This is a genomic window from Prevotella sp. ne3005, assembly GCF_900110085.1.
Lineage (GTDB): Bacteria > Bacteroidota > Bacteroidia > Bacteroidales > Bacteroidaceae > Prevotella.
The window spans coordinates 279,025-304,767 of sequence record NZ_FOCK01000004.1; the positions used below are offsets into that span (position 1 = coordinate 279,025).

The following is a 25,743-nucleotide window of genomic DNA, read 5'->3' on the forward strand; positions in this document are numbered from 1 at the left end:
GCATAAATTTGGCTCTTTTTATATGTTTCTCGACATAAAATTGAAAAATTTGATGAAAAACTTCACTTTTAGTTGGTCAATTGAAAAACTTTCTGTAGTTTTGCGGAATAAAACGAATAGAAATGTCATTTACAGAGCAAGCTAACCAAATTTTCAATCGGGTAATAGCGGATTATCATCTCACGGATGATGTCAATACCCCGATTAAGAATCCGTATCAGAAAGATACGATTGAATACAGTCTTTATTTGAAGTGTTGGATTGATACTGTCCAGTGGCACTATGAAGATATCATTCGTGATCCTCATATTGATCCCATAGAGGCCCTCGCCCTGAAGCGCCGTATTGACCGCAGCAATCAGGACCGTACTGATCTGGTAGAAGAGATTGATTCTTATTTCCGTCAGTTTTACAGTGATGTTGTGCCTGGTCCGGGTGCCCGTCTGAATACGGAGAGTCCTGCCTGGGCTGTAGATCGCCTAAGTATTCTCGCCCTGAAAATCTATCATATGCAGGAACAGGTGGATCGTAAAGATGCCGATGCAGAACATATTGCCCGTTGTAAGGCTAAGCTCAACGTATTGTTGGAGCAGCAGAAAGATCTTTCATTGGCCATCGACCAGTTGTTGGAAGATATTAGTGCTGGACGTAAGTACATGAAGGTATATCGACAGATGAAGATGTACAACGATCCCACCACTAATCCAATACTCTATAAGAAGTAAGAAAGGATGAAGAAAGAGCATATACTTGTGATACGATTCTCAGCTTTAGGCGATGTGGCCATGACTGTACCTGTGGTATGGGCTTTGGCTACCCAATACCCTGATATTCGCATTACAGTGCTCAGCAGGAAATTTGCGCGTCCGCTTTTCGATGATCTGGCTCCTAATGTCAACTTCATGGAAGCCGATTTAAAGCAGGAGTATCATGGTGTAAGGGGACTTAACGCATTATATCGCCGTTTGGTTGCCAAACAGTTTACTAAGATTGCTGATTTGCATAGTGTGCTTCGTTCCGATTATCTCCGTATGCGTTTCAACTTGGGCAGATATCGTGTAGAGCATATCAACAAACACAAGAATCAGCGCAGAAAACTTATCTCCTATAAGAATAAGGTACGTAAGCAACTACCCTCTTCTTTTGAGAATTATGCAGAAGTATTTGCCCGCTTAGGTTATCCTGTTGACATCCGACAATTCCATAGTATCTTCCCTGAAGAAGGTGGTAACCTCAATCTGTTGCCAAAGGAAGTGGGACCTAAGAAGAGTTTTGAGACTTGGATAGGTATTGCACCTTTTGCTGCCCATCAAGGAAAAATATATCCTCCAAAACTGATGGAACAAGTTATCTTCAAACTGATTCAGCAACAGCCCAACGTGCGTATCTTCCTTTTCGGAAAGGGTGAAGATGAAGACAAATACTTCCCTTTGTGGAATGCTCAATACCACCAATGTCTTATTGTCAATAAATGCTGCGAAAGCATGTATCAAGAGCTTATTTTGATGAGTCATCTGAATGTCATGCTTTCTATGGATTCTGCCAATATGCATTTGGCTTCATTGACGGGTGTACCTGTTGTCAGTGTTTGGGGAGCCACCCATCCCTTGGCGGGTTTCCTTGGCTTCAACCAAAATACCGATAATGCCATACAACTTGACCTTGAGTGTCGCCCCTGTAGTATTTTTGGCAATAAACCTTGTCAGCGTGGTGACTATGCTTGTCTACAGAACATTCCGCCTGAGCGGATTGTTGAGAGAATAACAACCCTCATTAATAACTAAAACTTTCTTAATTATGAAGTATGTATGTGAAGTATGCGGCTACGTCTATGACCCCGCAGTAGGTGATCCTGACAGTGGCATCGAGCCAGGAACAGCATTTGAGGATATCCCCGATGATTGGGTATGTCCCATCTGTGGTGTAGGCAAAGATCAATTCAAGCCTGAGTAAGAAATAATAAGGTGGCAATCGTTTTGCCACCTTATTTATATATAAGAGCCTTAGCGAAGTGCCAGATGATTATACCAGCTGTTACAGATACATTCATGGAATGTTTGGTACCAAATTGAGGTATTTCCAAACAACCATCTGATGCATCTATCACTTCCTGATGGACACCTTTTACCTCATTTCCTAAAATCACAGCATACTTAGTATTATTAATAGGTGTAAAAGTCTGGAGCTTAGTTGAGCCATGAGCCTGTTCTACGGCATAGATCTCATACCCATTTTTTCTTAATGCCTCAACGGCTTCCATAGCCGTCGGATAATAATGCCAAGTCACACTGTCTTCTGCACCAAGAGCCGTCTTATGAATCTCTGTACTGGGAGGTGTTGAGGTTATACCGCACAAATAGACAGCCTCGATACGGAAAGCATCACCTGTCCGAAATACGCTACCTACATTATGCATTGAACGTACATCATCAAGTACTACTACTAAAGGTAGTTTTTCTGCCTCCTTAAACTCCTCTACAGAGAGGCGCTGCATTTCTATTGTCCTCAGTTTCTTCATATCAGCTGCAAAGGTACGAAAAAGATATGAAAAGCGAAAAGTAATAAATAAAAAGTTGTGGATAAACCTGTTGATAACTATGTGGAAAACATGGTGGATTATAAACAAAATACCATCTTAAGCCAGGAATTAGTGGATATCAACACACTTATTATTGTCATTTAAACAACTTTTCCACCATTTTTTGCTGAAAAAAGATATAAACTTATTAATTTTGCACCGAAAATAGAAATTGTGGATAAATAACGTTAGGTATTCATTATCAAGCAATAACAATTCACAGCAGTAGTTAATAGTGTATGTTTTACAGTTTATAAGTTATCTCACAAGAAAAAGAGAGAAAAGTTATCAAGATATTAACGGCATATCATACTACTTATTCTTTTTTAGAAAGAAAAAATAAAAGAAAATAAATATATTGTAATGTTGAAAACTGAAGCATTGAAAGCGGAAATCCGTCGTTTATGTAAAGAGAAGGATGCCATTATCCTGGCTCACTATTATACAATTGGCGATATTCAGGATATTGCTGATTTTGTAGGTGATTCATTAGCTTTGGCAAGAAAGGCTGCAGAGACAGATGCCAAGATCATGGTGATGTGTGGTGTTCATTTCATGGCAGAGACGTGTAAACTGCTATCTCCTGATAAGATGGTACTTTGTCCTGACCTTGAAGCAGGATGCAGTCTGGCAGACAGTTGTAAAGCTGAGGATCTGAAAAAGTTTAAGGAAGAACATCCTGGTTATCAAGTCATCAGTTATGTGAATACTACAGCAGCGGTGAAGGCTTTAACTGATGTAGTTGTAACCAGTGGTAATGCCAAGAAAGTAGTAGATCAGTTGCCAAAGGATGCTAAGTTAATATTTGGTCCTGATTATAATCTTGGCAATTATATCAATGAGGTAACAGGTCGTGAAATGTTACTTTGGAATGGTGGTTGTCATGTACACGAACGTTTCTCTGTAGAAAAAATCATTGAATTGAAGAAACAATATCCTGAGGCTGTAGTGATGGCTCATTTAGAGTGTAAGGCTCCGGTATTGGCTGCAGCTGACGTAAAAGGAAGTACGGCAACGATGCTGAACTATGCTCAGCAGAGTGACAAGAAGCAGTTTATTGTGGCTACAGAGGCTGGTATTCTTCACGAGATGCAGCGAACTTGTCCAGATAAGGAATTTATTCCTGTGCCTCCTGAAATCAGCGAGAGCGGCCTGGAATGCAGTTGTAATGAATGTCAGTATATGAAGATGAATACACTTGAGAAAGTATACAACTGCTTAATGAATGAAAATCCTCAGATAGAGATAGATCCTGAGATAGCCAAGGAGGCCGTAAAACCCATAGAGAGAATGTTGGAGTTGAGTTAATCACTCCAACATTTTTAGTTGATGACAGCTATCTTACAAACCGTTCCTTTCTTTCCATTACTGGTGGCTGTAACAACCATATAAATACCACTGGCCACTCTCCTACCCTTTTTATCACATCCATCCCAGGTAAACATACCACCATTACTTCGTCCTTCAGCTATCAAGGCACCATTAGAAGACGTAATCTTCACATCAGCATCATAGGTCAAGCCAGTAACTGTAATCAATCCTGAGTACTCTGGAGTCACAGGATTAGGATAGGCCCAGACATTATCTTTATTCATTTCTTCATTTGGTTCTGTAGCATCTGATTGGTAAGAGCAGAGTCCTTCGTCTGAGAGAAAGAATACTTCTCCCGAATGATGATTGATAGAAATGGAGGTGATATTATCACTAATCAATTTGGAATTTGCTTTCGTAAAGTTATGGATCTGCTCCATATTATCCGCACTAATCAGAAAAGCACCAGCTCCATTCGTAGCAAACCACTTACGATTACCTCCATCAATAGCTATACTGTTGATACTGACACCACTAAGCAGATAATCCGCATAACTCGTACCATCGTTGCGAGGCACTTTGATTTGTTGGAAGGTAACACTCTCCTTCCCTACTTCTGACTTCTGAATCATGAAGGGTCCAACATCTGTGCCTACCCAGATATTATTCTCTTTATCCTCAGTGACACAATAAACTACTGTCACCTCGTTTTTCACCCCATCTTGATTGATAAAGGTATCATATCTCAGCATGATGTCGTCCTGCATATCGTAACAGAAAAGTGACGGCTTCTGCCAGTTGCTATTGACAAACCAAAGGAGCCCACGACTGTCAATCATCATATTACGAAGTCCTGGAAGTGCGTTTCCAGCGTCGTCTGTCAATTGTGTTTGATGATGATCAATCCATTGGTGATCTGATGTTAGTTCAAGCAAACTGACATCTTTTGCCATACTGTTGAGTACCCAAAGATGACCTTGACTGTCGAATTTAATACCAAGAATCAGTAGATAGTCATTACCTAGTTCTGTACCTCTGTCGTTAGCGCCCTTTAGCGGACTGTTATCCTTATTATAATAAGCTACGAGTTCTCCATCATTAAACTCATAGAGTCCGCATCTGCCTCCTGCAAAGACATGCTTTTCGTTGGTCGGATCAACATCGATACAGCAAATGTCTAAATAAGGATATCCAGTAATCTGACTAATTTGCTCCTCATAGAGTTTCCAGTCATTACCATCAAATACCTGAATAATACCAGGAAGTTGGTTATCTGGCATATTCGGCAGAAAATATCCTCCTGTGGTATACAACTTATCATCCAGCATTTTTGCCTCATAAAAGCAATTATAAGCCGGACCTCCAGGGTTGAGTGTCGATACGGTAGCAATATATTCTTCGTAGTTGTCCTGATACTTTGGTAGATCTGTGGGAAAGTCGGGCATCTGAGGTGTATAGGTATCTGAAATCTCAGTTTTCTGCATATTCACTTTCACGATACCAAAGTCGCAATGCAGATAAGCATAGATACCGTCAATGCTGATATCGGTGACAGTCTTGTCGCCTGTTATCGTTTTATTGTAAAGTGCAGAGATATTGATGATATCACCATCAGTCTCTATCAGATCGATATTGGCATTCTTATAGACGGCTATAAGTCGTTTAGCCTGCTGGCACCAAGCAATATGGGTGATATGGGTGTCACTAAGGCCATTTACCTTATCGTAAGTTAGAATGCTCTGGTCGTTGAGATTATACTGATATAATCCGTTAGAAGCCAGTACGAAGAGTTCATCGCCAGCCTTGCAGATACTCTGCACCTGGTGATATGCAAGATGGTTTTTCCAAGTGGCCACTTGGGCATTCAGAGGTAATAAGATATGAGGGTAAAAAAGTGAAAAAGTAAAAAGGTAAAAAGGTAATAACCATTTTACCGATTTTTTTCTATTGAATAATAGAACTTTCATTTTTTACCCTTTTACTTATTTACGTTTTCAACAGAAAGTCTGCAAGTTTCTGCACGGCTCTGGCCCTGTGGCTAATCTGATTCTTTACATCGAAACCTATCTCTGCAAAGGTCTTGTTATAGCCTTCTGGTTGGAATATAGGATCGTAGCCGAATCCCTCACCACCACGCTTCTCACGAATAATCTCACCATTGACGATACCATCAAAGGTATTGACCTTACCATCGATAATCAAAGCAATGACAGTACGGAAACGGGCTTTACGATTATCTACATTATCGAGTTCGTGAAGCAATTTCTTCATGTTAGCTTGTGAGTCATGCCCCACTCCACCAGCATATCTGGCACTATAGACACCAGGCGCTCCACCAAGGGCATCGACCTCAAGACCTGTATCGTCAGCAAAGCAATTCACATGGTACTTATCATACACATATTGTGCTTTGATGAGTGCATTTTCTCTCAGTGTCTGTCCTTTCTCAGGAATATCTTCTTTACAACCTATATCTGATAGTGACATCACTTCGAACTGATTGCCCAAAATCTTCTTCACTTCACTGAGTTTATTCTGGTTATTTGTTGCAAAAACGAGTTTCATTTTCTTCTTTTTATTACTTTTGATCTTCACTTTCATCTCATCAAAGCCTTCGCCATAGACGCCGATAACAGCACTCTGAGATACGAAAGCCTGAGGATCAATCATCTTGATCAGACGGAACATATTGATGCTCTCGTTCTTCTTGGCCAGAATACAGAGCACCTTCATATCTTTTCCTGTATACCACCCATGACCATCGAGAATGGTTACACCATGATTCATCTTCGTACCAATGGCATTGGCTATCTCCTGCCATTTCTTTGTGAAGATAAAGAACTGTACAGACTGTCGACGGGCATTCATCACATAGTCGAGTGTATAGTTCTCCATTGCCATCACGCAGAAGCCGAACATCACCTTATGAGCTCGTTCTGTATAGGAACCAAACTGTGGGAAGAACATACAGGAGCCAATGATACAGAAGTCGGCAGCAATAAGAACATTACCCAAAGAGACGTTGGGATGAAACTTATTCACTGAGGCAGCAATGATATCTGTGCCACCAGTAGAACCGTTATGTGTAAATACAGTAGCCAAAGCAATACCCGTAATCACACAACCAATAATCATCGACATGAAATCCTGTCCCTCACCCATCAGTTTGAAAGGCAGTCCGTTCGCTTGCTTAGGCAGTATATCCTGTGCGAACATCAGCATGAAGTAGAGGGTGAAGATAGCGAAGATGGTCTTCATCATGAACTTGAAGCCAAGAATCTTCAGGGCCACCATCAGCAGGATGCCATTGATGATGATATAGGTATTCTCCAAATGGAATCCCGTAGCATAGTAGATAATAGCCGAAAGACCTGTCACACCTCCTGCCACAATCTGGTAAGGCATCAGGAATACGGTAAAGGCTATGGTGTAAAGAAAGAGACCAAGGGTTATAAATAAATAATCCTTGACCTCATTCCAGATGATTTTGTGATTGACTGTCATTTATTTCTTCAGAACAATGTTCACCATACGCTTAGGGACGATGATAACCTTTGCTACCTGGAAACCTTCGAGGTACTTCTGAGCACGCTCGTCTGCCAGCACAGCATCCTGAATGGTCTGGTTGTCTGCATCAGCAGGGAACGACATCTCAAAACGTGCCTTACCATTGAAGGCGACACCCAGCTTCACCTGACTCTCCACCAGATACTCTTCATTCCATGTAGGCCACTTGGAATCGCAGACACTACCCTGCTCGCCCAGCATCTCCCAAAGTTCCTCAGCAATATGGGGAGCAAAAGGAGCAATCAGGATCACGAGCGTCTTCAGCATCTCCTTGTTCTTGCACTTCTGCTGAGAGAGTTCGTTTACACAGATCATGAAGGCAGAGATAGAGGTGTTATAACTGAAGGTCTCGATATCGCCGGATACCTTCTTGATGAGCTTATGCACACTCTTCAGATTGTCTGCCGTAGCCTCACCCTCATCGAAACCATTCTGGAAGAGGTTCCAGAACTTACGCAGGAATCTGTGGCAACCATCGATACCATTGGTATCCCAAGGCTTCGACTGCTCAACAGGACCCAGGAACATCTCATAGAGACGCAGGGTGTCAGCACCATACTTCTCGACGATCATATCCGGATTAACCACATTGAACATCGACTTCGACATCTTCTCAATAGCCCAGCCACACTTGTACTGTCCATTCTCGAGGATAAACTCAGCGTTCTCATACTCAGGACGCCAAGCCTTGAAGGCATCGATATCGAGGATATCAGCCGAAACGATATTCACATCTACGTGGATGGGAGTTGTGGTGTATTGATCCTTCAGACCAAAGCTGACGAACTTACCCTTGTCGGCACCCTCGTCTTCAATACGATAAACGAAGTTAGAGCGACCCTGAATCATTCCCTGATTGACGAGTTTCTTGAAGGGCTCATCCTCGCAAGAGTAGCCAGAGTCATAGAGGAACTTATTCCAGAAACGAGAGTAGATCAGGTGACCAGTAGCGTGCTCCGTACCTCCTACATAGAGGTCAACATTACGCCAATACTCATCGGCATCACGACTCACAAGAGCCTTCTCGTTCTTTGGGTCCATATAGCGCAGATAGTAAGCTGAACTTCCTGCAAAACCAGGCATCGTGTTCAGCTCCAAGGGGAAGACAGTCTTGTTGTCAATCTCATCCTTCGATACCACCTTGTCGAACTTGGTATCCCAAGCCCACATCTTAGCACGACCCAATGGGGGCTCACCTGTCTCCGTAGGCTTGTACTCATCAATCTCAGGCAACAGCAGCGGCAGACACTCCTTGGGGATCATATAGGGCATATCGTCCTTATAGTAAACAGGGAACGGCTCACCCCAGTAGCGCTGACGAGAGAAGATGGCATCGCGCAGACGATAGTTCACCTTCACACGACCCAAGCCCTGTTCTGTTACGAACTTCTTCGTGGCAGCGATAGCCTCCTTAACAGTCAAGCCATTGAGGCTGAACTTGCTGCTAGCAGAGTTACACATGATACCTTCCTTGGCATCATAGCTCTCCTCGCTGACATCGGCACCCTCAATCAGAGGAATGATAGGCAGACCAAAGTGCTTGGCAAAGGCATAGTCACGAGAGTCGTGAGCAGGTACAGCCATGATGGCACCAGTACCATAACCAGCCAACACGTATTCTGCAATCCAGATGGGGATTTTTTCATCTGTAAACGGATTGATGGCATAGCTGCCAGAGAACACACCAGTCACCTTGTGGTCCATCTGGCGATCACGCTCTGTGCGCTTCTTCACGTAGTCCAGATACTTTTCTACCTCAGCCTTCTGCTCAGGAGTGGTGAGTTCAGCTACGAGGTCACTCTCAGGAGCCAGTACCATGAAGGTGACACCAAACATCGTATCAGCACGAGTGGTGAAGATGGTGAAGTGCTTGTCTGAGTCAGCCACGTTGAACTCTACCTCAGTACCCTCACTACGACCAATCCAGTTCCGCTGGGTCTCCTTCAGTGAGTCTGTCCAATCAATCTCCTCCAGACCATCGAGCAGACGCTGGGCGTAAGCAGAAACACGCAGACACCACTGTCGCATCTTCTTCTGCACCACAGGATAGCCACCACGAACGCTGACGCCATCCACTACCTCATCGTTAGCCAATACGGTGCCAAGTTTAGGACACCAGTTCACCATCGTATCAGCCAGGTAGGCAATACGGTAGTTCATCAGCACCTCCTGCTTCTTCTTCTCAGAGAAACCAGCCCAGTCGGAAGCTGTGAAGTGCAGCTCCTCAGTACCCAGGGCGTTACAGTTCTCAGTACCCATCAGTTCGAAGTGCTCAATCAGCTTAATGGTAGGCTGAGCCTTATGGGATGAAGTAGAGAAATAGCTCTTGAACATACGCTGGAAAGCCCACTGCGTCCACTTATAGTAGATAGGATCGCAAGTGCGAACCTCGCGCTCCCAATCGAAGCAGAAGCCGATCTTATCCAACTGACTGCGATAGCGGTTGATGTTCTCAACGGTGGTCTTCTCAGGGTGTTGACCCGTTTGGATAGCATACTGCTCAGCAGGAAGTCCGTAAGCATCATAACCCATGGGGTTCAGCACGTTGAAGCCCTGCTGGCGCTTATAGCGGGCATAGATATCACTGGCGATATAGCCAAGGGGATGACCCACGTGCAAGCCTGCCCCAGAGGGGTAAGGGAACATGTTCAGCACGTAGAACTTCTTCTTGTTCTTGTCCTCCACCACGCGATAGGTACCATTCTCCACCCATCGCTTCTGCCATTTCTGTTCGATGTCTCTGAAATTGTAATCCATTGTATCTTTCTTTTTTAATTGTTTCCGTACATTAATACTGAGGGTGCAAAGATAGTGTAAATCGTGCAAATAACCAAATTTATTTTGATTTATTTCTTTGGCAATTGATAATAAATGGTTACCTTTGCAGCCATAATAACAAGAACAGGGATGATAAGAAAGATTTTGCCTTTGGCTATTCTGGCAGGAATATGTATTTCCATAGGATGTGTGGTTAATCTCAGAGTTGGTGGTGTGGCTGGTGCCGTACTGTTTGCTTTTGGACTCACCACGGTGGTGTATTATGGACTGAAGCTCTATACGGGCACAGCAGGATTCATCCGTATGAAGGGCGATTGGACCATGCTTGGCTTGGTACTCCTGGGAAATATCATTGGCTGTCTGCTCTCTGCGTGGCTGATAGCCTATGCCCAGCCTGATTGCATCGAACCTGCTTCGAAGATTCTGGCTGGACGTCTGGCCAAAGGACCCTTTGCTTGTTTCCTGTTAGCCATTGGTTGTGGCTTTATCATGACCACAGCTGTGGAGTTTGCCCGTAAGGGAAAGATGTTGACTTTGCTCTTAGGAGTCCCTGTGTTCATCCTATGTGGCTTTGCCCACTCCATCGCTGATGCCTTCTACTTCCTGGTCTCCCCAGCAGAACAAGTCTTACAGGCTGATGTCCTCATCGTTTACATCAGTGAAGTCTTAGGCAACTTCGTAGGCTGCAACCTCTATCGCTGGATGCTCGTCTTCGAACAGCAACCTCAAGGCTGACGAGAACGTATATCGTTCCCCACGATCCGTAAGCTCGAGAGCTTCTTCGTACTTGCCTACTTTTATTTCAAACAAATTATTCTCAGAAAATTATTTTTTTTAAATAATTCTTTGTGGATATAGATAGTTTTTGTATCTTTGCAGCGTATAACATAATATATCAGAGATATGATAAAGAACACCAACCCATTTATTGTGTCAGGCAAGATTCCCGTTGCATTATTTTGTGATCGTAAGGAAGAAACAGATAGTCTGCTGAAGTTTCTTCAGAGTGAGGAGAACGTGGTTTTGATGTCGCAGCGTCGTATGGGAAAGACAAAGCTTGTGGAACACTGCAGTGAGGTGAATATGCTCGAAAAGCAATATATCCTGATAAACGTTGATATTCTGCACACTACCTCACTGCGAGAATTCATCCAATTATTTGGAGGTGTTGTTTTTGACAGTGTTGCTCGTCGTAGTGCAAAGATGATGAAGTTATTCACAGCAACATTAAAGTCGTTAAAGGGAAGTTTTGGTTATGACCCTATACAAAATATACCCACTTTTGATATTCGTTTGGGTGATTTAACAACACCGGAATATACATTAAATGAAATATTCCAATATATAGAAAAGGCTGATCGACGTTGTATCATTGTTATTGATGAGTTTCAGCAGGTGACTAAATATTCCGAAAAGAATGTGGAGGCCATGTTACGCTCACACATACAAAAGCTTTCAAACGCAAATTTTGTATTTTCTGGTAGTCAGCGTAGGTTGATGGAAGAGATGTTTTTCTCTGAAAAGCGGCCTTTCTATATGAGTGCCCGTAGCATACAATTGTCGCCCATTCCGTTTTCTGACTATTTTCAGTTTGCAAGTTATCACTTCAATCAGGCAGGAAAATCCATTGAGGAAGCAGCAGTACAACAAGTTTATGACACATTCTTTGGTGTAACACTTTATCTTCAGAGAATGATGAAGGATGCTTTCAATCTTACCTCAAAAGGTGAAAAATGCGACGAAGCGTCTATCAAACAGATCATAAATGACTATGTGTTGGAATGCGAACCAAGACTCAGGGAACAACTGGCCTTTGTCACTGAAACACAGAAAGAACTACTCTATGCTGTCAGTGAGGAACAGGAACCTGTTAAAAACCTAACAGCTTCAGCTTTCATAAAACGTCATCGCTTAAAGTCATCAAGTGCTGTTCAAGCTGCTGCAAAGAAACTATTGGAATATGACTTATTAACTCGCAATGAGGGTTCCTACTCAATTGCTGACCCTCTGATGGCTTTGTGGTTGAAATCAAAGAGATTTTAAAGTCCACTCCATCGCTGGATGCTCGTCTTCGAACCCAAATCAGAATGAAGTAAACAATCATCCCCTACTCATTATCAAACTCGAAGATCGCTCAGTTCTCCCAAAAGCGCAAGAATTCCCTTCCCACAATGTTTTTAAATAATAGTTGTTAAGGTAGCATTTCAAGATCTAATGAGCTGTTGAAAAAGTTTAGATGTTTAGGAAAAATCCTGAACATCTAAACACATACATTTCTTGAATACTATAACGCTAAATACTGAGATTCTAATATTTAGCTATTGCTTTATATAGGTTATCTCCCCTATGGTAACTCTATTACCACTCATTTTAAAATAATTACTTTCTGTTTCACCTGATGAATTTGTAATATAAATAGTATTTCCGTCAATTTTATATTTACCTTCAAAAGATTTCCACACATTTCCGTTTTGTGTTATAGATATTTTTATCTGGTATCCACTTATAACCATAGTAAACAATTCTATTGGGTCACCGTTTTCCTCAATATAAGTTCCAGAAGGGATACTAGTATAAGTTTCATCATCATCACTGCTGCATGATGTGAACCCTAAACTTAACATTGTTACCATCATAATGGCCAATAGATGAATTAAATTTTTCTTGTACATAATGTTTTGAATTAAGTTGTGCAATATTGCTTTTTATTCTTTCATTGATACTGCACTAACCTTTAAAAAAGAAAGCGCAGACTTCCGTCATACGCTACTCAGGCCTACCACAGCCATCAATCCACTATGAGGAAATCCACGCTTAGCGTGAACTTCAATGTGAATTGATATTGCTCGTTCATTATCTATCGAGGTGGTAGTTCGAGTAGCGATTGAGCAAAAAAGTAAATGCATTATTTAATGCACGCTGCAAAGATAAGAAATATTTCCGAAACTCAAAAGAAAAAAACAGGAAATCTTTTGGATTCCTGCCAAGTAGTGTTATAATCGAGATAGATTAGAACAAATCTTCCATTTGTATATGGAAAAATTCTTTGAGGGCACAAAAGCTCCAGATCCTTTTGCATCCCGACCCCTTCTTCGCCAACGATGACAGCGATGACAATCGGTGTCATCGTCATCGTTCAGGCATCTATACCATTATTATGGAATAGAATAAACGTGATGTCAAATTGTAAAGAAAAGTATCAAGAATTTAACACTCTTGGATGAGTGCTTCCAGGAAACGGAAAGCCTGAATATGGCAGAATTATTGACAAAAGAAACCTTCGTCGGAGTTTGATGGGACTAAACCTGGACTTTAGTCCGAGCAAAGTCCAGGTTTGTGACGTACAAAGTTAGTCTTTTATAGGGCCAAAGATAGTCTAAAATGGGCTAAAAAACAGTGTTTGGCAGGATGAATTCTTTACATTTTCAGACCCGAAATCCATAACCGTTTTAGTATCAACGAATTACAAAATGGCTCATATTTCACGTCTTTCAAGCCCAAAGATGAGTTGGGCTCTAAAACGCGATTCTCACGCATCGGTTTGTCAGTATATTTCTCTTCATCCCAAGAGTCCTGTATGCTCGAACATCTTCCGATAGGCCTCGGCTTTCTTGGTGAAGGCCAAGGGATAGGCACGAGAGGATGAAGGGAGGCGATAGAGGATGATTGACTCTGAATCGTGATTCAAGAGCTGGGGGATGGTGACGAAGGTGTTGACCTTGGGCGTCTCTGGGATTTGGAGGGTGGCGCAGATGGTGTCTGTGGCCTTCTCGCCTGTGGTGACGATGGCCCTGAGGTGAGGGAGCTTAGAGATAAGTGCGGGGATATCCGTAGGTTCCACCACCTCGAGAAACTTATCAGAGGCATTGTCCATCAGGCGACGAATGGCTGTAGAGGTATCGTAGAAGGCGATGCCCTTGTCTTGGCAGAAGCTGACTATCTCGTTGATCTTAAATCGTTTAGCCTCGACATCTACGAAATGGTTGCGATCTCCGAAAAACACCTCCCCTTCGATGCGCCAATGGTCGTTGATGAAGTTGGGGTAATAGAAATCGATGCACCAGCGTTTGCGCTGGGGAGGGAAGCTGCCCAAGAACAGCACTTTGGCATTCTCTGGCAGGAAAGGGATGAGCGGATGGTACTCTACCCCACCCTCGCTTCGCTGGATATTCTCTGTGTTCAGATACGACTTCATACTATTGATAGCTAAGCGTTGTGCCCTCAGGCGTCACCTCGAGTGTGGCTCTGGCACCAGTAAGCAAAGGGAAGTTGCGCAGATGGGCATGACCCACAGGGAAATCGAAGCAGACGGGAATGCCATAGTGCTTCATATACTCGTGGAGCATCTGATACATATCCTGGAAACCATTCTCGGGGTGCTTGTATTTGTTGAACTGTCCTACGATGATGCCTCGTAGATGGGGCAGCAGGCCTCGTATCTCCACATTGTGAAGCATGCGATCCACCTTGCTCATCCCCTCGCCTGTATCCTCCATGAAGAGGATGATATCATCGAGCAGCAGAGGGTCGAAGTCGGAACCAGCCAGATCATTGTAGACAGAGAGGTTACCCCCTACGACGATGCCCTCTGCCCTACCCTTGATGTCGAGCGGATGGGGCGCCACTCGATAGGTGGGCAGTTCACCTTGCAGCATTCGTCGGAGCGTCTGACTGATGGTGTCATTACCCTCGTAAGTCTTTAGTGCCCAGCACATGGAGCCATGAATACCCTTCACCCCTGCCCTCGCCTCAGCACAGAGCAAGGCTGTCACATCGCTGAATCCAATGATCGTCTTGGGATATTGGCGAAGCGTATCGAGCGACAAGCGTGCCAGCAGGTGGGCAGCCCCATCACCACCTCGAGAGCACATAACGGCCTTTACGCTTGGTTCTCTGAGAGCCCAGAGCAAGTCGGAGAGGCGCTCGTCGATGGTGCCGGCAAAACCATGATAGTCGTTGAGGGCGTTTGGTCCCACCACACAATGGTAGCCCCAGCTCTCCAACGTACGGATGCCCCCATTGATGGTAGTGGTATCCGTACTGCTCGATGGCGAGATAATCGCGATGGTGTCGCCTTCATGCAGAATCTGTGCTGACAGTGAGGGCATCCAGCAGAGCAAGAGCCCCAAGAGACAGTATTTCTTCATCATGATGCAAAGTTACGAATAAAAAGTGAAAGATGATTTATTTTCAGGGGAAAATTTTGTCAATTGGGAAAAAAGGAGTAACTTTGTCGCTCAATATAAAAAGGTAGCAGATATGGCCAAGAAAGATGGGGAATTAACCCCGATGATGAAGCAGTTTTTCGATTTGAAGGCGAAACATCCGGATGCAGTGATGCTCTTCAGATGTGGCGACTTCTATGAGACCTATTGCGAAGATGCCATTACTGCTGCGAAGATCCTGGGCATCACCCTCACCCATCGTAACAATGGTGCTGGCGTGAAGGGCGACGAGATGGCCGGATTCCCCCATCATGCCCTCGATACCTATCTCCCCAAGCTCATCCGTGCTGGAAAACGTGTGGCTATCTGCGACCAGCTGGAAGATCCTAAGTTGACCAAAAAGCTTGTCAAACGAGGCATCACTGAATTGGTGACTCCTGGTGTGGCCATGAGCGATAATGTGCTGAACTATAAGGAGAACAACTTCCTGGCAGCTGTACACTTTGGGAAAGCTTCGTATGGCGTGGCCTTCCTGGATATCTCTACTGGTGAGTTCCTGACAGGTGAAGGTACTCAGGACTATGTGGAGAAGCTATTGGGTAACTTCTCACCCAAGGAGGTGCTCCACGATAGGAGCAAGAAGCAGGAGTTTGAGCGTAGCTTTGGTACAAAATACTTTACCTTCCAACTCGACGACTGGGTGTTTACGGAGCAGACTTCCAAGCAGAAGCTGTTGAGGCACTTCAATGTGAAAAACCTGAAGGGCTTTGGTGTAGACCATCTGCAATCAGGTGTCATCGCAGCTGGAGCCATTCTGCAGTATCTCGAACAGACCCAGCACACCCAGATAGGGCATATCACTTCGATATCCCGTATCGAGGAAGATAAGTATGTACGCCTGGATAAGTTCACGATTCGCAGTCTGGAACTTGTTCATCCGATGCAGGATGACGGAAAGTCGCTGCTCGATGTGATCGACAAGACGGTAAGTCCGATGGGAGGCCGTCTGTTGCGTCGTTGGCTGGTGTTCCCCTTGAAGGACGAGAAGCCCATCAATGAGCGCCTCGATATCGTGGAGTACTACTATCGTGAGCCAGAATTCCGTGAGTGTATCGATGACCAGATACATCGCATTGGCGACTTGGAGCGTATCATCTCGAAGGCGGCTGTGGGTAGGGTATCGCCTCGTGAAGTCGTACAGTTGAAGATCGCCCTGCAAGCCATCCAACCCATCAAGACTGCTTGTCTCTATGCCAAGAACGAAGCGCTGAACAGGGTAGGGGAACTGCTGAATCTCTGTGAGTCGCTCAGAGACAGGATAGAGAAGGAAATCCAGAACGATCCGCCTCAGTTGGTGGCCAAAGGAGGTGTCATCAAAGATGGTGTGAATGCTGAGCTCGATGAACTCAGAAGCATCGCCTATAGTGGTAAGGACTACCTCTTGAAGATTCAGGAGCGAGAGGCCCAGGAGACGGGCATCCAGAGTTTGAAGATAGGCTATAACAATGTGTTTGGCTACTATCTCGAGGTGCGCAATACCTATAAGGAAATGGTGCCCCCAGAGTGGGTGCGCAAGCAGACACTGGCACAGGCAGAGCGCTATATCACACAGGAGTTGAAGGAGTACGAAGAGAAGATCTTGGGCGCTGAGGACAAGATTCTGAGTCTGGAGGCCAAGCTCTTCAATGATCTGATTCTGGGCATGCAGGAGTTTATCCCCCAGATCCAGATCAATGCTAATATCATTGCCCATCTGGATTGCCTCTTGAGTTTTGCAAAGACAGCTGAGGAAAACAACTATATCCGTCCTGTAATTGACTCTACGGAGGTGATAGACATCAAACAAGGTCGCCATCCTGTCATCGAACAGGAGTTGCCCCTTGGTGAGCGTTATGTGCCTAATGACATCTTATTGGACAATGAGCGCCAGCAGATCATCATTATTACAGGTCCGAATATGGCTGGTAAATCGGCGCTGCTGCGTCAAACGGCATTGATAGTACTGATGGCGCAGATAGGTTGTTTTGTGCCCGCAGAATCAGCTAGAATCGGTCTGGTGGACAAGATATTCACTAGGGTGGGGGCCTCAGATAACATCTCCTTAGGTGAATCAACCTTTATGGTGGAGATGACGGAAGCTTCAAACATCCTTAATAATGTCAGCAGTCGCTCTCTGGTGCTCTTCGATGAGTTGGGACGAGGTACGAGTACCTACGATGGTATCTCGATAGCCTGGGCCATCGTAGAGTATCTGCACGAGAACGCCAAAGGTCACCCCAGAACCCTCTTTGCGACGCACTATCACGAGCTGAACGAGATGGAGAAGAACTTCCCGCGCATCAAGAACTATAATGTCTCTGTGAAGGAGTTGGATGGAAAGGTCATCTTCCTGCGTAAGCTGGAGCGGGGTGGGAGTGAGCACTCCTTTGGTATCCATGTGGCAGAGATAGCTGGTATGCCTCGCTCGATTGTGAAGCGTGCTAACGTGATTCTGAAGCAGCTGGAGGCTGAGAATGCCTCTGTAGGTAGTGTGGGCAAGCCCACAGCAGAGATCGCAGCCTCTCGCGAAGGTATGCAGCTGAGTTTCTTCCAACTGGATGATCCTGTGCTTTGTCAGGTTCGCGATGAGATTCTTGGCCTTGACGTCAACAACCTCACCCCTCTCGAAGCCCTCAACAAACTCAATGAAATCAAGAAAATCGTCTCAGGTAAGTAGTTCCCAGATACCTTCCCCCTTGTAAGCTCCCTGTTTCCTTCGAGGAAACAATTATTTTCTCAGTGGGGAAACACCGTTTTCTCGTCTGGAAAACGATATTTTCTCACTGAGGAAATGATTTCAAAGAAAAATCCTATGATTTCTTGGCCCTTACCATGCAATACGTTCCAAGCAGGATAAAGGGAATGGAAAGAATCTGTCCCATGTCGAGTGGGAGGGAGGCTTCGAAGGCTTCCTGTATCTCCTTGGTGTACTCGATGAAGAAACGGAAAGTGAAGATATAGGTCAGACAGAAGCCGAAATACCAGCCAGTACCAATCTTCTGGGGCATACGCTTGTGCAGATACCACATGATACCAAACAGAATGGCGTAAGCAATGGCCTCGTAAAGCTGTCCTGGGTGACGAGGTACAGCATCGACACGCTCGAAGATAAAGGCCCATGGCACATCTGTAATCTTACCAATAATCTCAGAGTTCATTAGGTTGCCCAAGCGGATGCAGCAAGCCATAGAACCAGTGGCAATAGCGATATTGTCGAGTACTGTCCAGATGCTGAGTTTGGTCTTCCTGACATAGAGCCAGAGGGCAATCATCAAGCCTAAGGTACCACCATGCGAGGCAAGGCCTGCATAGCCAATGATATAGAAGCCAAATGTTTGTCCCAACCAACTACCATCGTTGCCTATGAGGATGGGGAAAATCATCTCCACGATGCCTTTCCAAGAGGTGAGAAAATCCTCTGGCTGGTAGAAGATACAATGGCCCAAACGAGCACCTATCAGGATGCCAAAGAAACAGTAGATAAAGAGGGGATCGAAAAGCTCGTCCTTGATTTTCTGTTCCTTATAGAGCCTCTTGACGATGAAGTAGCCCAGGACAAAGCCAATGAGCCACATCAGTCCGTACCAGCGAATGGCAAACGGACCCAGACGGAAAGCCTCCAGGTCAGGATTCCAGACAATATAACTGAGCAGATTCATCATACGTTAAAGCGGAAATGCATGATATCACCATCCTGAACCACGTAGTCCTTACCCTCTACGCCCATCTTACCTGCCTCACGGACAGCTGCCTCAGAGCCATACTGGATATAGTCGTCGTACTTGATGACCTCAGCACGAATAAAGCCTTTTTCGAAGTCGGTATGGATGACTCCAGCACACTGAGGTGCCTTCCATCCTTTCTTATAGGTCCAGGCCTTTACCTCCATCTCACCAGCGGTGATAAAGGTCTCGAGGTTCAGAAGGGCATAGGCCTTCTTAATCAAGCGATTGACGCCACTCTCCTCCAGTCCGAGCTCTTCCAAAAACATCTGCTTGTCTTCGTAAGACTCGAGTTCTGCGATATCCTCCTCTGTCTTGGCTGCAATAATCATTGCCTCTGCTCCTTCCTCTTTGGCGAGGGCCTCGACTTTCTTGGTGAAGTCGTTGCCTGATTTTGCATCAGCCTCACTGACGTTGCAGACATAGAGTACGGGCTTTGAAGTGAGGAGGAAGAGGTTGCGGGCGCAATCCTGCTCGTCCTTACTCTCAAACTCCACGATACGGGCATTCTTACCCTGCTCCAACACCTCTTTATAGGCATGAAGCACATTGACTTCAACCTTTGCGTCCTTATTTCCAGCAGCTGCAGCTTTCTCTGTCTTGGCCAAACGACTCTCGATGGTCTCAAGGTCTTTCAGCTGAAGCTCTGTATCAATGATTTCCTTATCGCGAATGGGGTCGATGGTGCCATCTACGTGGGTGATATTATCATCCTCGAAACAGCGCAGGACATGGATGATGGCATCCGTCTCACGAATGTTGCCAAGGAACTTGTTTCCTAAGCCTTCGCCTTTCGAAGCACCTTTTACAAGACCAGCGATATCTACAATCTCACAGGTGGCAGGTACGATACGACCTGGATGAACGAGTTCTGCGAGTTTGGTGAGTCTTTCATCAGGTACGGTGATGACACCCACGTTGGGCTCAATCGTACAGAAAGGGAAGTTTGCTGCCTGCGCCTTGGCGCTTGACAAACAATTAAATAAGGTGGACTTACCCACGTTAGGGAGTCCCACAATACCACATTTTAATGCCATTTTCTTCTTTTAAACGTTTAAATTTGGGTGCAAAGGTACTGCAAATTAATGAATTAGCCAAATTTTTGAGTATTATTGCAACTTTTTGTATCTTTGCAGCGTCAAATGGATGAAGTAACAATTAAAACTTAAGGATATGAAGACAACAATAGTTACAATGATGACTGCCCTAGTACTTTCAGTATCATCTTGCAGAGTTAGTTTGGGAAACGGTTTTAATGAGAGGATAGAACCCAGTGAGAACATTGTCAAGGCCAAGTATCCTCAGGAGGCATTTGACAAGATCGATAATCATGTGGTGGGTAAGATCCAAGTGGTTCAGAGTAAGGATGATAAGTGCCGTGTGACCCTCTCAGCACCTGACAACTATATCGAGCTCTTTGAGTTTAAGAATAAGGATGGTGAACTCGACATTCAGTTTGCTGATCGTAACGTGAATATCGATGCGGATAACGTCACCATCATTATCTATACGCCTAATATCCGCGAGATTGAGAACTCTGGCGCAGCAGATATCTGTATGGATGAGCTGACTACGGATGAGCTGGAAATCAAGAATTCTGGTGTGGGTGCCTTTAAGATGGCCAAAGTTACAGCCCGTAAGCTCGATGTATCGTGCAGTGGTGTGGGTAGCATCACCATCGATGGTAAGACAGACGAGGCAGAATACAGCTGTAGTGGTGTAGGCAATATCGATGCCAAGGACATGAAGGCTCGTGAGGTGGACGCCCATATCAGTGGAGTAGGGGGCATCGAGTGCTTCGCTTCAGAATATATCAAGGGTGATGTCTCTGGTGTAGGAGGACTCAAATACGGAGGCAATCCCAGCAAGAAAGACCTTCACAGCGGTATGACAGGAGGCATCTCAGAATTGTAATATGATACAACCCCAACTGCATTTCTACGACTTTGGTGAAGGCGTGAAGGCCTTCAGCAGCACAAGGCATGGTGGCTTCAGCAAAGGCCACTATGCAGCTTTTAATATCAACCACTATTGTGGCGACAGCGAAGATGACATTGCTAAGAACCGCTCTCTGCTCTGTGATTTGTTAGGTATCGGAGAGGATCGTTTGCTGATGCCCCATCAGGTACATCTGACAGAGATGGTGACCATCGACGAGGTCTTTATTGGGCTCTCTGCTGCGGAGCAAAAGGCGCGTCTGGAGGGTGTGGATGCCCTGATGACGAACTTGAAGGGAGTCTGTATAGGGGTGTCTACAGCTGATTGTATCCCTGTGTTATTATATGATAAGGTGCACCATGCCTCTTGCGCTATCCACGCTGGTTGGCGGGGGACAGTGAAACGCATCGTTGAGAAAGCTGTAAAGAAGATGACAGGCGTCTATGGTTCTCGTCCTGAGGACATGCTGGCCCAGATAGGTCCTGGCATCCATCTCGAGAGCTTCGAGGTGGGCGATGAGGTCTTCGAAGCCTTTGAGAAAGAAGGCTTTGCGATGGATACTATCAGTAAGAGATTTCCTTCCAAGGATGGTTCTGTCCAAGAGAAATGGCACATCGATTTGCCAGCATGCAATCGTCAGCAACTGATGGACTCAGGCATTCCTGAGCATCAGATCAAGGTGTCGCCCGTTTGCACCTTCCTGCAGCACGAGACCTATTTCTCAGCTCGTCGCCTGGGCATCAACTCTGGCCGTATCTTTACAGGAATCCTGATGGATTAATGGGCCTCAAGCCAGTTCTGCCCAAAGCCGGAATCAGCTACCAAAGGTACACTTAGGTGGAAGGCTTTCTGCATCTCCTCAAGGACAATGTGCTCCACCTTTTCCTTTTCTTCAGGGTATACGCTGAAGTTGAGTTCGTCGTGTACCTGCAGAATCATTTTACTCTTGATGCCTTCAGCCTGGAAGCGCTGATGGATATGGATCATGGCTACCTTGATGATATCTGCTGCTGTGCCTTGGATGGGGGCATTGATGGCATTACGCTCAGCAAAACCACGAACAGTGGCATTGTGGGAGTTGATGTCTGGCAGGTAACGCCGACGCCCGAAGAGGGTAGTGACATAACCCTTCTGACGAGCCACTTCCTTGGATTTCTCCATGTAGTCATGAACCTGTGGGAATGTGGCGAAGTAGCCGTCTATCAACATCTTAGCCTCGTCGCGAGGGATGTCCAGACGCTCTGCCAAACCAAAGACGGTTATACCATAGATGATTCCAAAGTTGGCACGCTTCGACTTGGTGCGCTCATCGCGTGTCACCTCTTCGATAGGCTTCTTATAGATGTTTGCAGCTGTGGCTGCATGCAGGTCCTTACCCTCACGGAACACTTCCACCATGTTCTCGTCCTTCGACAGATGGGCCATCACTCGTAATTCAATCTGACTATAGTCTGCAGAAAAGAAAAGACAACCTGGCTCTGGAATAAAGGCCTTACGAATCTCCTTTCCATCTTCGCCTCGAATGGGGATGTTTTGCAGATTGGGGTCAGATGATGATAAGCGACCTGTGGCAGTGATAGTCTGATTAAATGAGGTATGGATATGTCCTGTACGTGGATTGATGAGCTTGGGTAGGGCATCGATGTAGGTTCCGATGAGTTTCTTTAATCCCCTGTGTTCCAATATGTCTGCCACAATCTCATGCTTATTGCGCAACTGCTGGAGCACTTCTTCTGAGGTAACATACTGACCAGTCTTTGTCTTCTTGGCTTTCTCCACAATCTTTAGTTTCTCGAAGAGAATCTCACCCACTTGTTTGGGTGAGGCGATATTAAATTGTTGGCCTGCCAGTTCGTAGATACGTGCCTCGATCTCATTCATACGAGTGGTGAATTGTTTTGACGTTTCAGCCAACGAATCCGTATCAAGACATACACCATTCATCTCCATCTCTGCCAAGACAGGCATTAAAGGCATCTCTATATTATAAAAGAGGTCTTCGCACTCATACTTCTTCAATTCTGGCTCCAGCTTGTTCTTCAAGCGCAGGGTGATGTCCGCATCCTCTGCAGCGTATTCATAGACCTGAGAGGGTGGGAGTGAGCGCATCGATTTCTGATTCTTGCCCTTAGGTCCAATCAACTCGTCAATATGGATCGTCTGATAGTTGAGGTAGATCTCAGCCATGTAGTCCATGTTGTGATGAAGTTCTGGTTGGATGAGGTAGTGGGCAATCATGGTGTCCCACATCGGACCAGCAAGATGGATGTCATAGTTGCGAAGCACTTCGAGATCGTACTTCAGGTTCTGACCCACTTTAAGGATTTTGGGGTCTTCGTAGACGGATTTAAAGATATTAACAATTCGCAACGCTTCTTCACGATTAGCAGGGATGGGGACATAAAATGCCTCGAATTCCTTCACAGCGAAGCTCAAACCCACCAATTCTGCATCGATGGACGAGGTTGAAGTGGTTTCCGTGTCTAGACTGAGAATTTCGTTTGTCAAGAAATAGTCACACAATTTCTTCAAATCTTCCTCATTATCAATGAGTTTGTAATTATGAGGGGTCGTTTTAAGGCTCTCAAAACTCGAATTTTTTGGCCCTTCCGACCCGTCGGCGGGAAAATCGGCAAATAAATCAAGTTGTGCATTAACGGGTTTTGGCGTATTTTGAGGTTTTTTAAGAATCCTGTCTGCCAAGCTCTTAAACTCAAGTTCTGTGAAGAGTTTGCCCAGTTCTTCCTCATTGGGGTCGACCAGTTTCAGTGAGTCCATATCGAGCTCGATGGGCACATCCGTTTTGATGGTTGCGAGGAAGTAACTCATCTTGATGTCCTCGACATGCTCTTCCACTTTTTCGCGAAGCTTGCCCTTGATCTCACTCGAACGCTGAATCAATTGTTCCACGTTTCCAAAATCACCGATGAGTTTTGTGGCCGTCTTCTCTCCCACACCCGGACAACCGGGGAAGTTGTCTGCAGAGTCGCCCATGAGGGCCAGAAGGTCGATGACTTGGAGTGGGGTAGCAATGCCATACTTCTCACAGACCTCCTTGGGACCCATCGTCTCATAACCTCCACCATGACGAGGACGGAATATCTTCACGTTGTCACTCACCAATTGTCCATAATCCTTATCAGGGGTTAACATATAGGTAGTGACTCCGATGGAATCAGCCTTTTTGGCCAGGGTACCTATCACGTCGTCTGCCTCATAACCGTCAACCTGAAGGATGGGTATGCGGTAGGCATTGAGGATATCCTTGATGATTGGCACAGCCTTGCGGATATCCTCCGGCGTCTCCTCGCGCTGGGCTTTATATTCTGGGAAGGCTTCACTTCGGAACGTTGGGCCATGAGGATCGAAAGCCACACCAATATGTGTAGGCTGTTCTTTCTGCAACACTTCGTTGAGGGTGTTGCAGAAGCCTATGATGGCACTCGTGTTCAATCCTTTCGAGTTGATTCTCGGGTTCTTGATGAAGGCATAATATGACCTGTAAATGAGCGCATAAGCGTCTAAAAGGAACAATTTCTGCATAACTTTCTTAATTTTCTGCTCAAAAGTACTCATTTTTTTTTGAATAACGGAATTATTTCTTATTTTTGTGGCAAAATTCGATGCAAAATGGATTATTTATTAACGATTCGAAGACCTATTGCTGTTGAAATGAACGACTTTATCGAGTTGTTCGATAAGAGTCTGTCGTATAAGGAAGGTCTTCTTGGACAAGTACTTTCGCATATTCGTAAAAGAGGTGGAAAGCGCATGCGTCCGATGCTGGTTCTGCTCTCTGCGAAGAACTATGGCGTGGTGTCGGATGTGACTCAGAATGCTGCCTTAGGATTGGAGCTGCTTCATACTGCCAGCCTGGTTCACGATGATGTGGTGGATGAGAGTAGCGAGCGTCGAGGTCAGGCCTCTGTGAATGCCTCTTATGATAATAAGGTGGCTGTGCTGGTGGGTGACTATATCCTCTCTACGGCTCTTCTCCGAGTGGCTCTTTCGAATAACCATAAGATTGTTCAGCATCTTGCAGAACTGGGTCGCACGCTTGCTGCTGGAGAGATCCTGCAGCTTTCCAATATCTCGAATCAAGATATATCGGAAGAGGCGTATTATCAGATCATTGATAAGAAGACTGCTGTGCTCTTCGAATCGTGTGCTGCCCTTGGAGCTATCTCTGTGGGATGCTCAGATGAAGAGGTGGAAAAGGCCAGGCAGTTTGGACATAATATTGGTATGATCTTCCAGATTCGCGATGATATCTTCGATTATTACGACTCTAAGGAGATTGGCAAGCCTACAGGAAATGATATGACTGAGGGTAAATTGACGCTTCCTGTGATCTATGCATTAAATCATGCGGGTTTTGACTCCATGCAGACTTTGGCCAAGAAGGTGAAGACAGGCAAGATTAATGCCGATGAAATCGCTGTTTTGGTAGAGTTCACCAAGCAGAATGGGGGTATAGAGTATGCAGAACAGAAGATGGAAGAGTTTGCCAAGGAGGCCCAGAAATATATCGATGAATGCGTGAAACCAGAGCTTAAAAAGGCCTATATGGCTTATCTGGATTATGTGATACAACGTAATATCTAAGCAACAATAAACCCTCGCCAATCGGCGAGGGTTCTTTATT

At 45.1% G+C, this 25,743-nt stretch carries 20 protein-coding genes; 10 read left to right on the top strand and 10 right to left on the bottom strand.

Annotated features, from left to right (window positions below; all coding sequences use genetic code 11):
* The first annotated feature begins 122 nt into the window (after positions 1-122).
* Genes BMY16_RS07585 through rd form a run of 3 tightly spaced genes read left to right on the top strand, consistent with a single transcriptional unit; the run spans position 123 to position 1,953 of the window.
* The gene (locus BMY16_RS07585) at positions 123-725 is read left to right on the top strand and encodes a DUF4254 domain-containing protein (protein ID WP_091841353.1); all 603 of its coding nucleotides are present in this window, start codon (positions 123-125) and stop codon (positions 723-725) included.
* 6 nt (positions 726-731) lie between these two features.
* Positions 732-1,784, top strand: a complete 1,053-nt coding sequence (locus BMY16_RS07590) for a glycosyltransferase family 9 protein (protein WP_091841355.1) — start codon at positions 732-734, stop codon at positions 1,782-1,784.
* Positions 1,785-1,794: 10 nt separating this feature from the next.
* On the top strand, positions 1,795-1,953 hold the full coding sequence (gene rd, locus BMY16_RS07595) for a rubredoxin (RefSeq protein WP_091841356.1): 159 nt from the start codon (positions 1,795-1,797) through the stop codon (positions 1,951-1,953).
* A 31-nt stretch (positions 1,954-1,984) separates the two neighbouring features.
* Here rd and BMY16_RS07600 read toward each other — a convergent pair whose 3' ends face one another.
* Positions 1,985-2,518 carry an RNA methyltransferase gene (locus BMY16_RS07600; RefSeq protein ID WP_091841358.1) on the bottom strand — a complete coding sequence of 178 codons (534 nt, stop codon included), beginning with the start codon at positions 2,516-2,518 and terminating at the stop codon, positions 1,985-1,987.
* A gap of 423 nt (positions 2,519-2,941) precedes the next feature.
* Here BMY16_RS07600 and nadA point away from each other — a divergent pair, with 423 nt between their 5' ends.
* Positions 2,942-3,886 (top strand): quinolinate synthase NadA, encoded by a 945-nt coding sequence (gene nadA / locus BMY16_RS07605; RefSeq protein WP_091841359.1) that lies wholly within the window; start codon positions 2,942-2,944, stop codon positions 3,884-3,886.
* A gap of 14 nt (positions 3,887-3,900) precedes the next feature.
* On the opposite strand, the gene BMY16_RS07610 is transcribed toward nadA, so the two are convergent.
* The 3 genes from BMY16_RS07610 to leuS form a co-directional block, all read right to left on the bottom strand.
* Complete coding sequence (locus tag BMY16_RS07610) at positions 3,901-5,745, bottom strand: type IX secretion system anionic LPS delivery protein PorZ (RefSeq protein ID WP_244512975.1); 1,845 nt, start codon at positions 5,743-5,745, stop codon at positions 3,901-3,903.
* Positions 5,746-5,875: 130 nt separating this feature from the next.
* Positions 5,876-7,393 carry a non-canonical purine NTP diphosphatase gene (locus BMY16_RS15925; protein WP_091841361.1) on the bottom strand — a complete coding sequence of 506 codons (1,518 nt, stop codon included), beginning with the start codon at positions 7,391-7,393 and terminating at the stop codon, positions 5,876-5,878.
* A complete protein-coding gene (gene leuS / locus BMY16_RS07620) occupies positions 7,394-10,213 on the bottom strand; it encodes a leucine--tRNA ligase (protein WP_091841363.1) in 2,820 nt (939 codons plus the stop codon). It abuts the gene before it with no gap.
* Positions 10,214-10,363: 150 nt separating this feature from the next.
* On the opposite strand from leuS, the gene BMY16_RS07625 reads away from it, so the two are divergent.
* The gene (locus BMY16_RS07625) at positions 10,364-10,969 is read left to right on the top strand and encodes a formate/nitrite transporter family protein (protein ID WP_170836042.1); all 606 of its coding nucleotides are present in this window, start codon (positions 10,364-10,366) and stop codon (positions 10,967-10,969) included.
* A 168-nt stretch (positions 10,970-11,137) separates the two neighbouring features.
* Complete coding sequence (locus tag BMY16_RS07630; protein WP_091841366.1) at positions 11,138-12,277, top strand: AAA family ATPase; 1,140 nt, start codon at positions 11,138-11,140, stop codon at positions 12,275-12,277.
* A 275-nt stretch (positions 12,278-12,552) separates the two neighbouring features.
* On the opposite strand, the gene BMY16_RS07635 is transcribed toward BMY16_RS07630, so the two are convergent.
* The 3 genes from BMY16_RS07635 to BMY16_RS07645 all read right to left on the bottom strand — a co-directional run bounded on the left by BMY16_RS07635 (position 12,553) and on the right by BMY16_RS07645 (position 15,384).
* Positions 12,553-12,906 (bottom strand): lipocalin family protein, encoded by a 354-nt coding sequence (locus BMY16_RS07635; protein WP_091841368.1) that lies wholly within the window; start codon positions 12,904-12,906, stop codon positions 12,553-12,555.
* Positions 12,907-13,793: 887 nt separating this feature from the next.
* Positions 13,794-14,429, bottom strand: a complete 636-nt coding sequence (locus BMY16_RS07640; RefSeq protein ID WP_091841369.1) for a DNA glycosylase — start codon at positions 14,427-14,429, stop codon at positions 13,794-13,796.
* 1 nt (position 14,430) lies between these two features.
* Complete coding sequence (locus BMY16_RS07645; protein ID WP_091841370.1) at positions 14,431-15,384, bottom strand: S66 peptidase family protein; 954 nt, start codon at positions 15,382-15,384, stop codon at positions 14,431-14,433.
* A 109-nt stretch (positions 15,385-15,493) separates the two neighbouring features.
* Between BMY16_RS07645 and mutS the strand changes: the two genes are divergently transcribed.
* Positions 15,494-18,115: a DNA mismatch repair protein MutS gene (gene mutS / locus BMY16_RS07650; protein WP_091841372.1), complete on the top strand. Its 2,622-nt coding sequence runs from the start codon at positions 15,494-15,496 to the stop codon at positions 18,113-18,115.
* A gap of 133 nt (positions 18,116-18,248) precedes the next feature.
* Here mutS and lgt read toward each other — a convergent pair whose 3' ends face one another.
* Both lgt and ychF read right to left on the bottom strand, forming a co-directional pair.
* Entirely contained in the window at positions 18,249-19,100 is an 852-nt protein-coding gene (gene lgt / locus BMY16_RS07655; RefSeq protein WP_091841375.1) for a prolipoprotein diacylglyceryl transferase, read from the bottom strand.
* Complete coding sequence (ychF, locus tag BMY16_RS07660) at positions 19,097-20,197, bottom strand: redox-regulated ATPase YchF (protein ID WP_091841376.1); 1,101 nt, start codon at positions 20,195-20,197, stop codon at positions 19,097-19,099. Before ychF ends, lgt begins: the two co-directional genes overlap by 4 nt.
* 136 nt (positions 20,198-20,333) lie before the next feature.
* Between ychF and BMY16_RS07665 the strand changes: the two genes are divergently transcribed.
* Both BMY16_RS07665 and pgeF read left to right on the top strand, forming a co-directional pair.
* Positions 20,334-21,074: a head GIN domain-containing protein gene (locus BMY16_RS07665; protein ID WP_091841378.1), complete on the top strand. Its 741-nt coding sequence runs from the start codon at positions 20,334-20,336 to the stop codon at positions 21,072-21,074.
* Position 21,075: 1 nt separating this feature from the next.
* The gene (gene pgeF / locus BMY16_RS07670) at positions 21,076-21,879 is read left to right on the top strand and encodes a peptidoglycan editing factor PgeF (RefSeq protein WP_091841379.1); all 804 of its coding nucleotides are present in this window, start codon (positions 21,076-21,078) and stop codon (positions 21,877-21,879) included.
* On the opposite strand, the gene polA is transcribed toward pgeF, so the two are convergent.
* The gene (gene polA, locus BMY16_RS07675; RefSeq protein WP_091841511.1) at positions 21,876-24,641 is read right to left on the bottom strand and encodes a DNA polymerase I; all 2,766 of its coding nucleotides are present in this window, start codon (positions 24,639-24,641) and stop codon (positions 21,876-21,878) included. The two genes, pgeF and polA, sit on opposite strands and share 4 nt — an antisense overlap.
* Positions 24,642-24,728: 87 nt before the next feature.
* Here polA and BMY16_RS07680 point away from each other — a divergent pair, with 87 nt between their 5' ends.
* Complete coding sequence (locus BMY16_RS07680) at positions 24,729-25,703, top strand: polyprenyl synthetase family protein (protein ID WP_091841381.1); 975 nt, start codon at positions 24,729-24,731, stop codon at positions 25,701-25,703.
* Positions 25,704-25,743 lie beyond the last annotated feature (40 nt).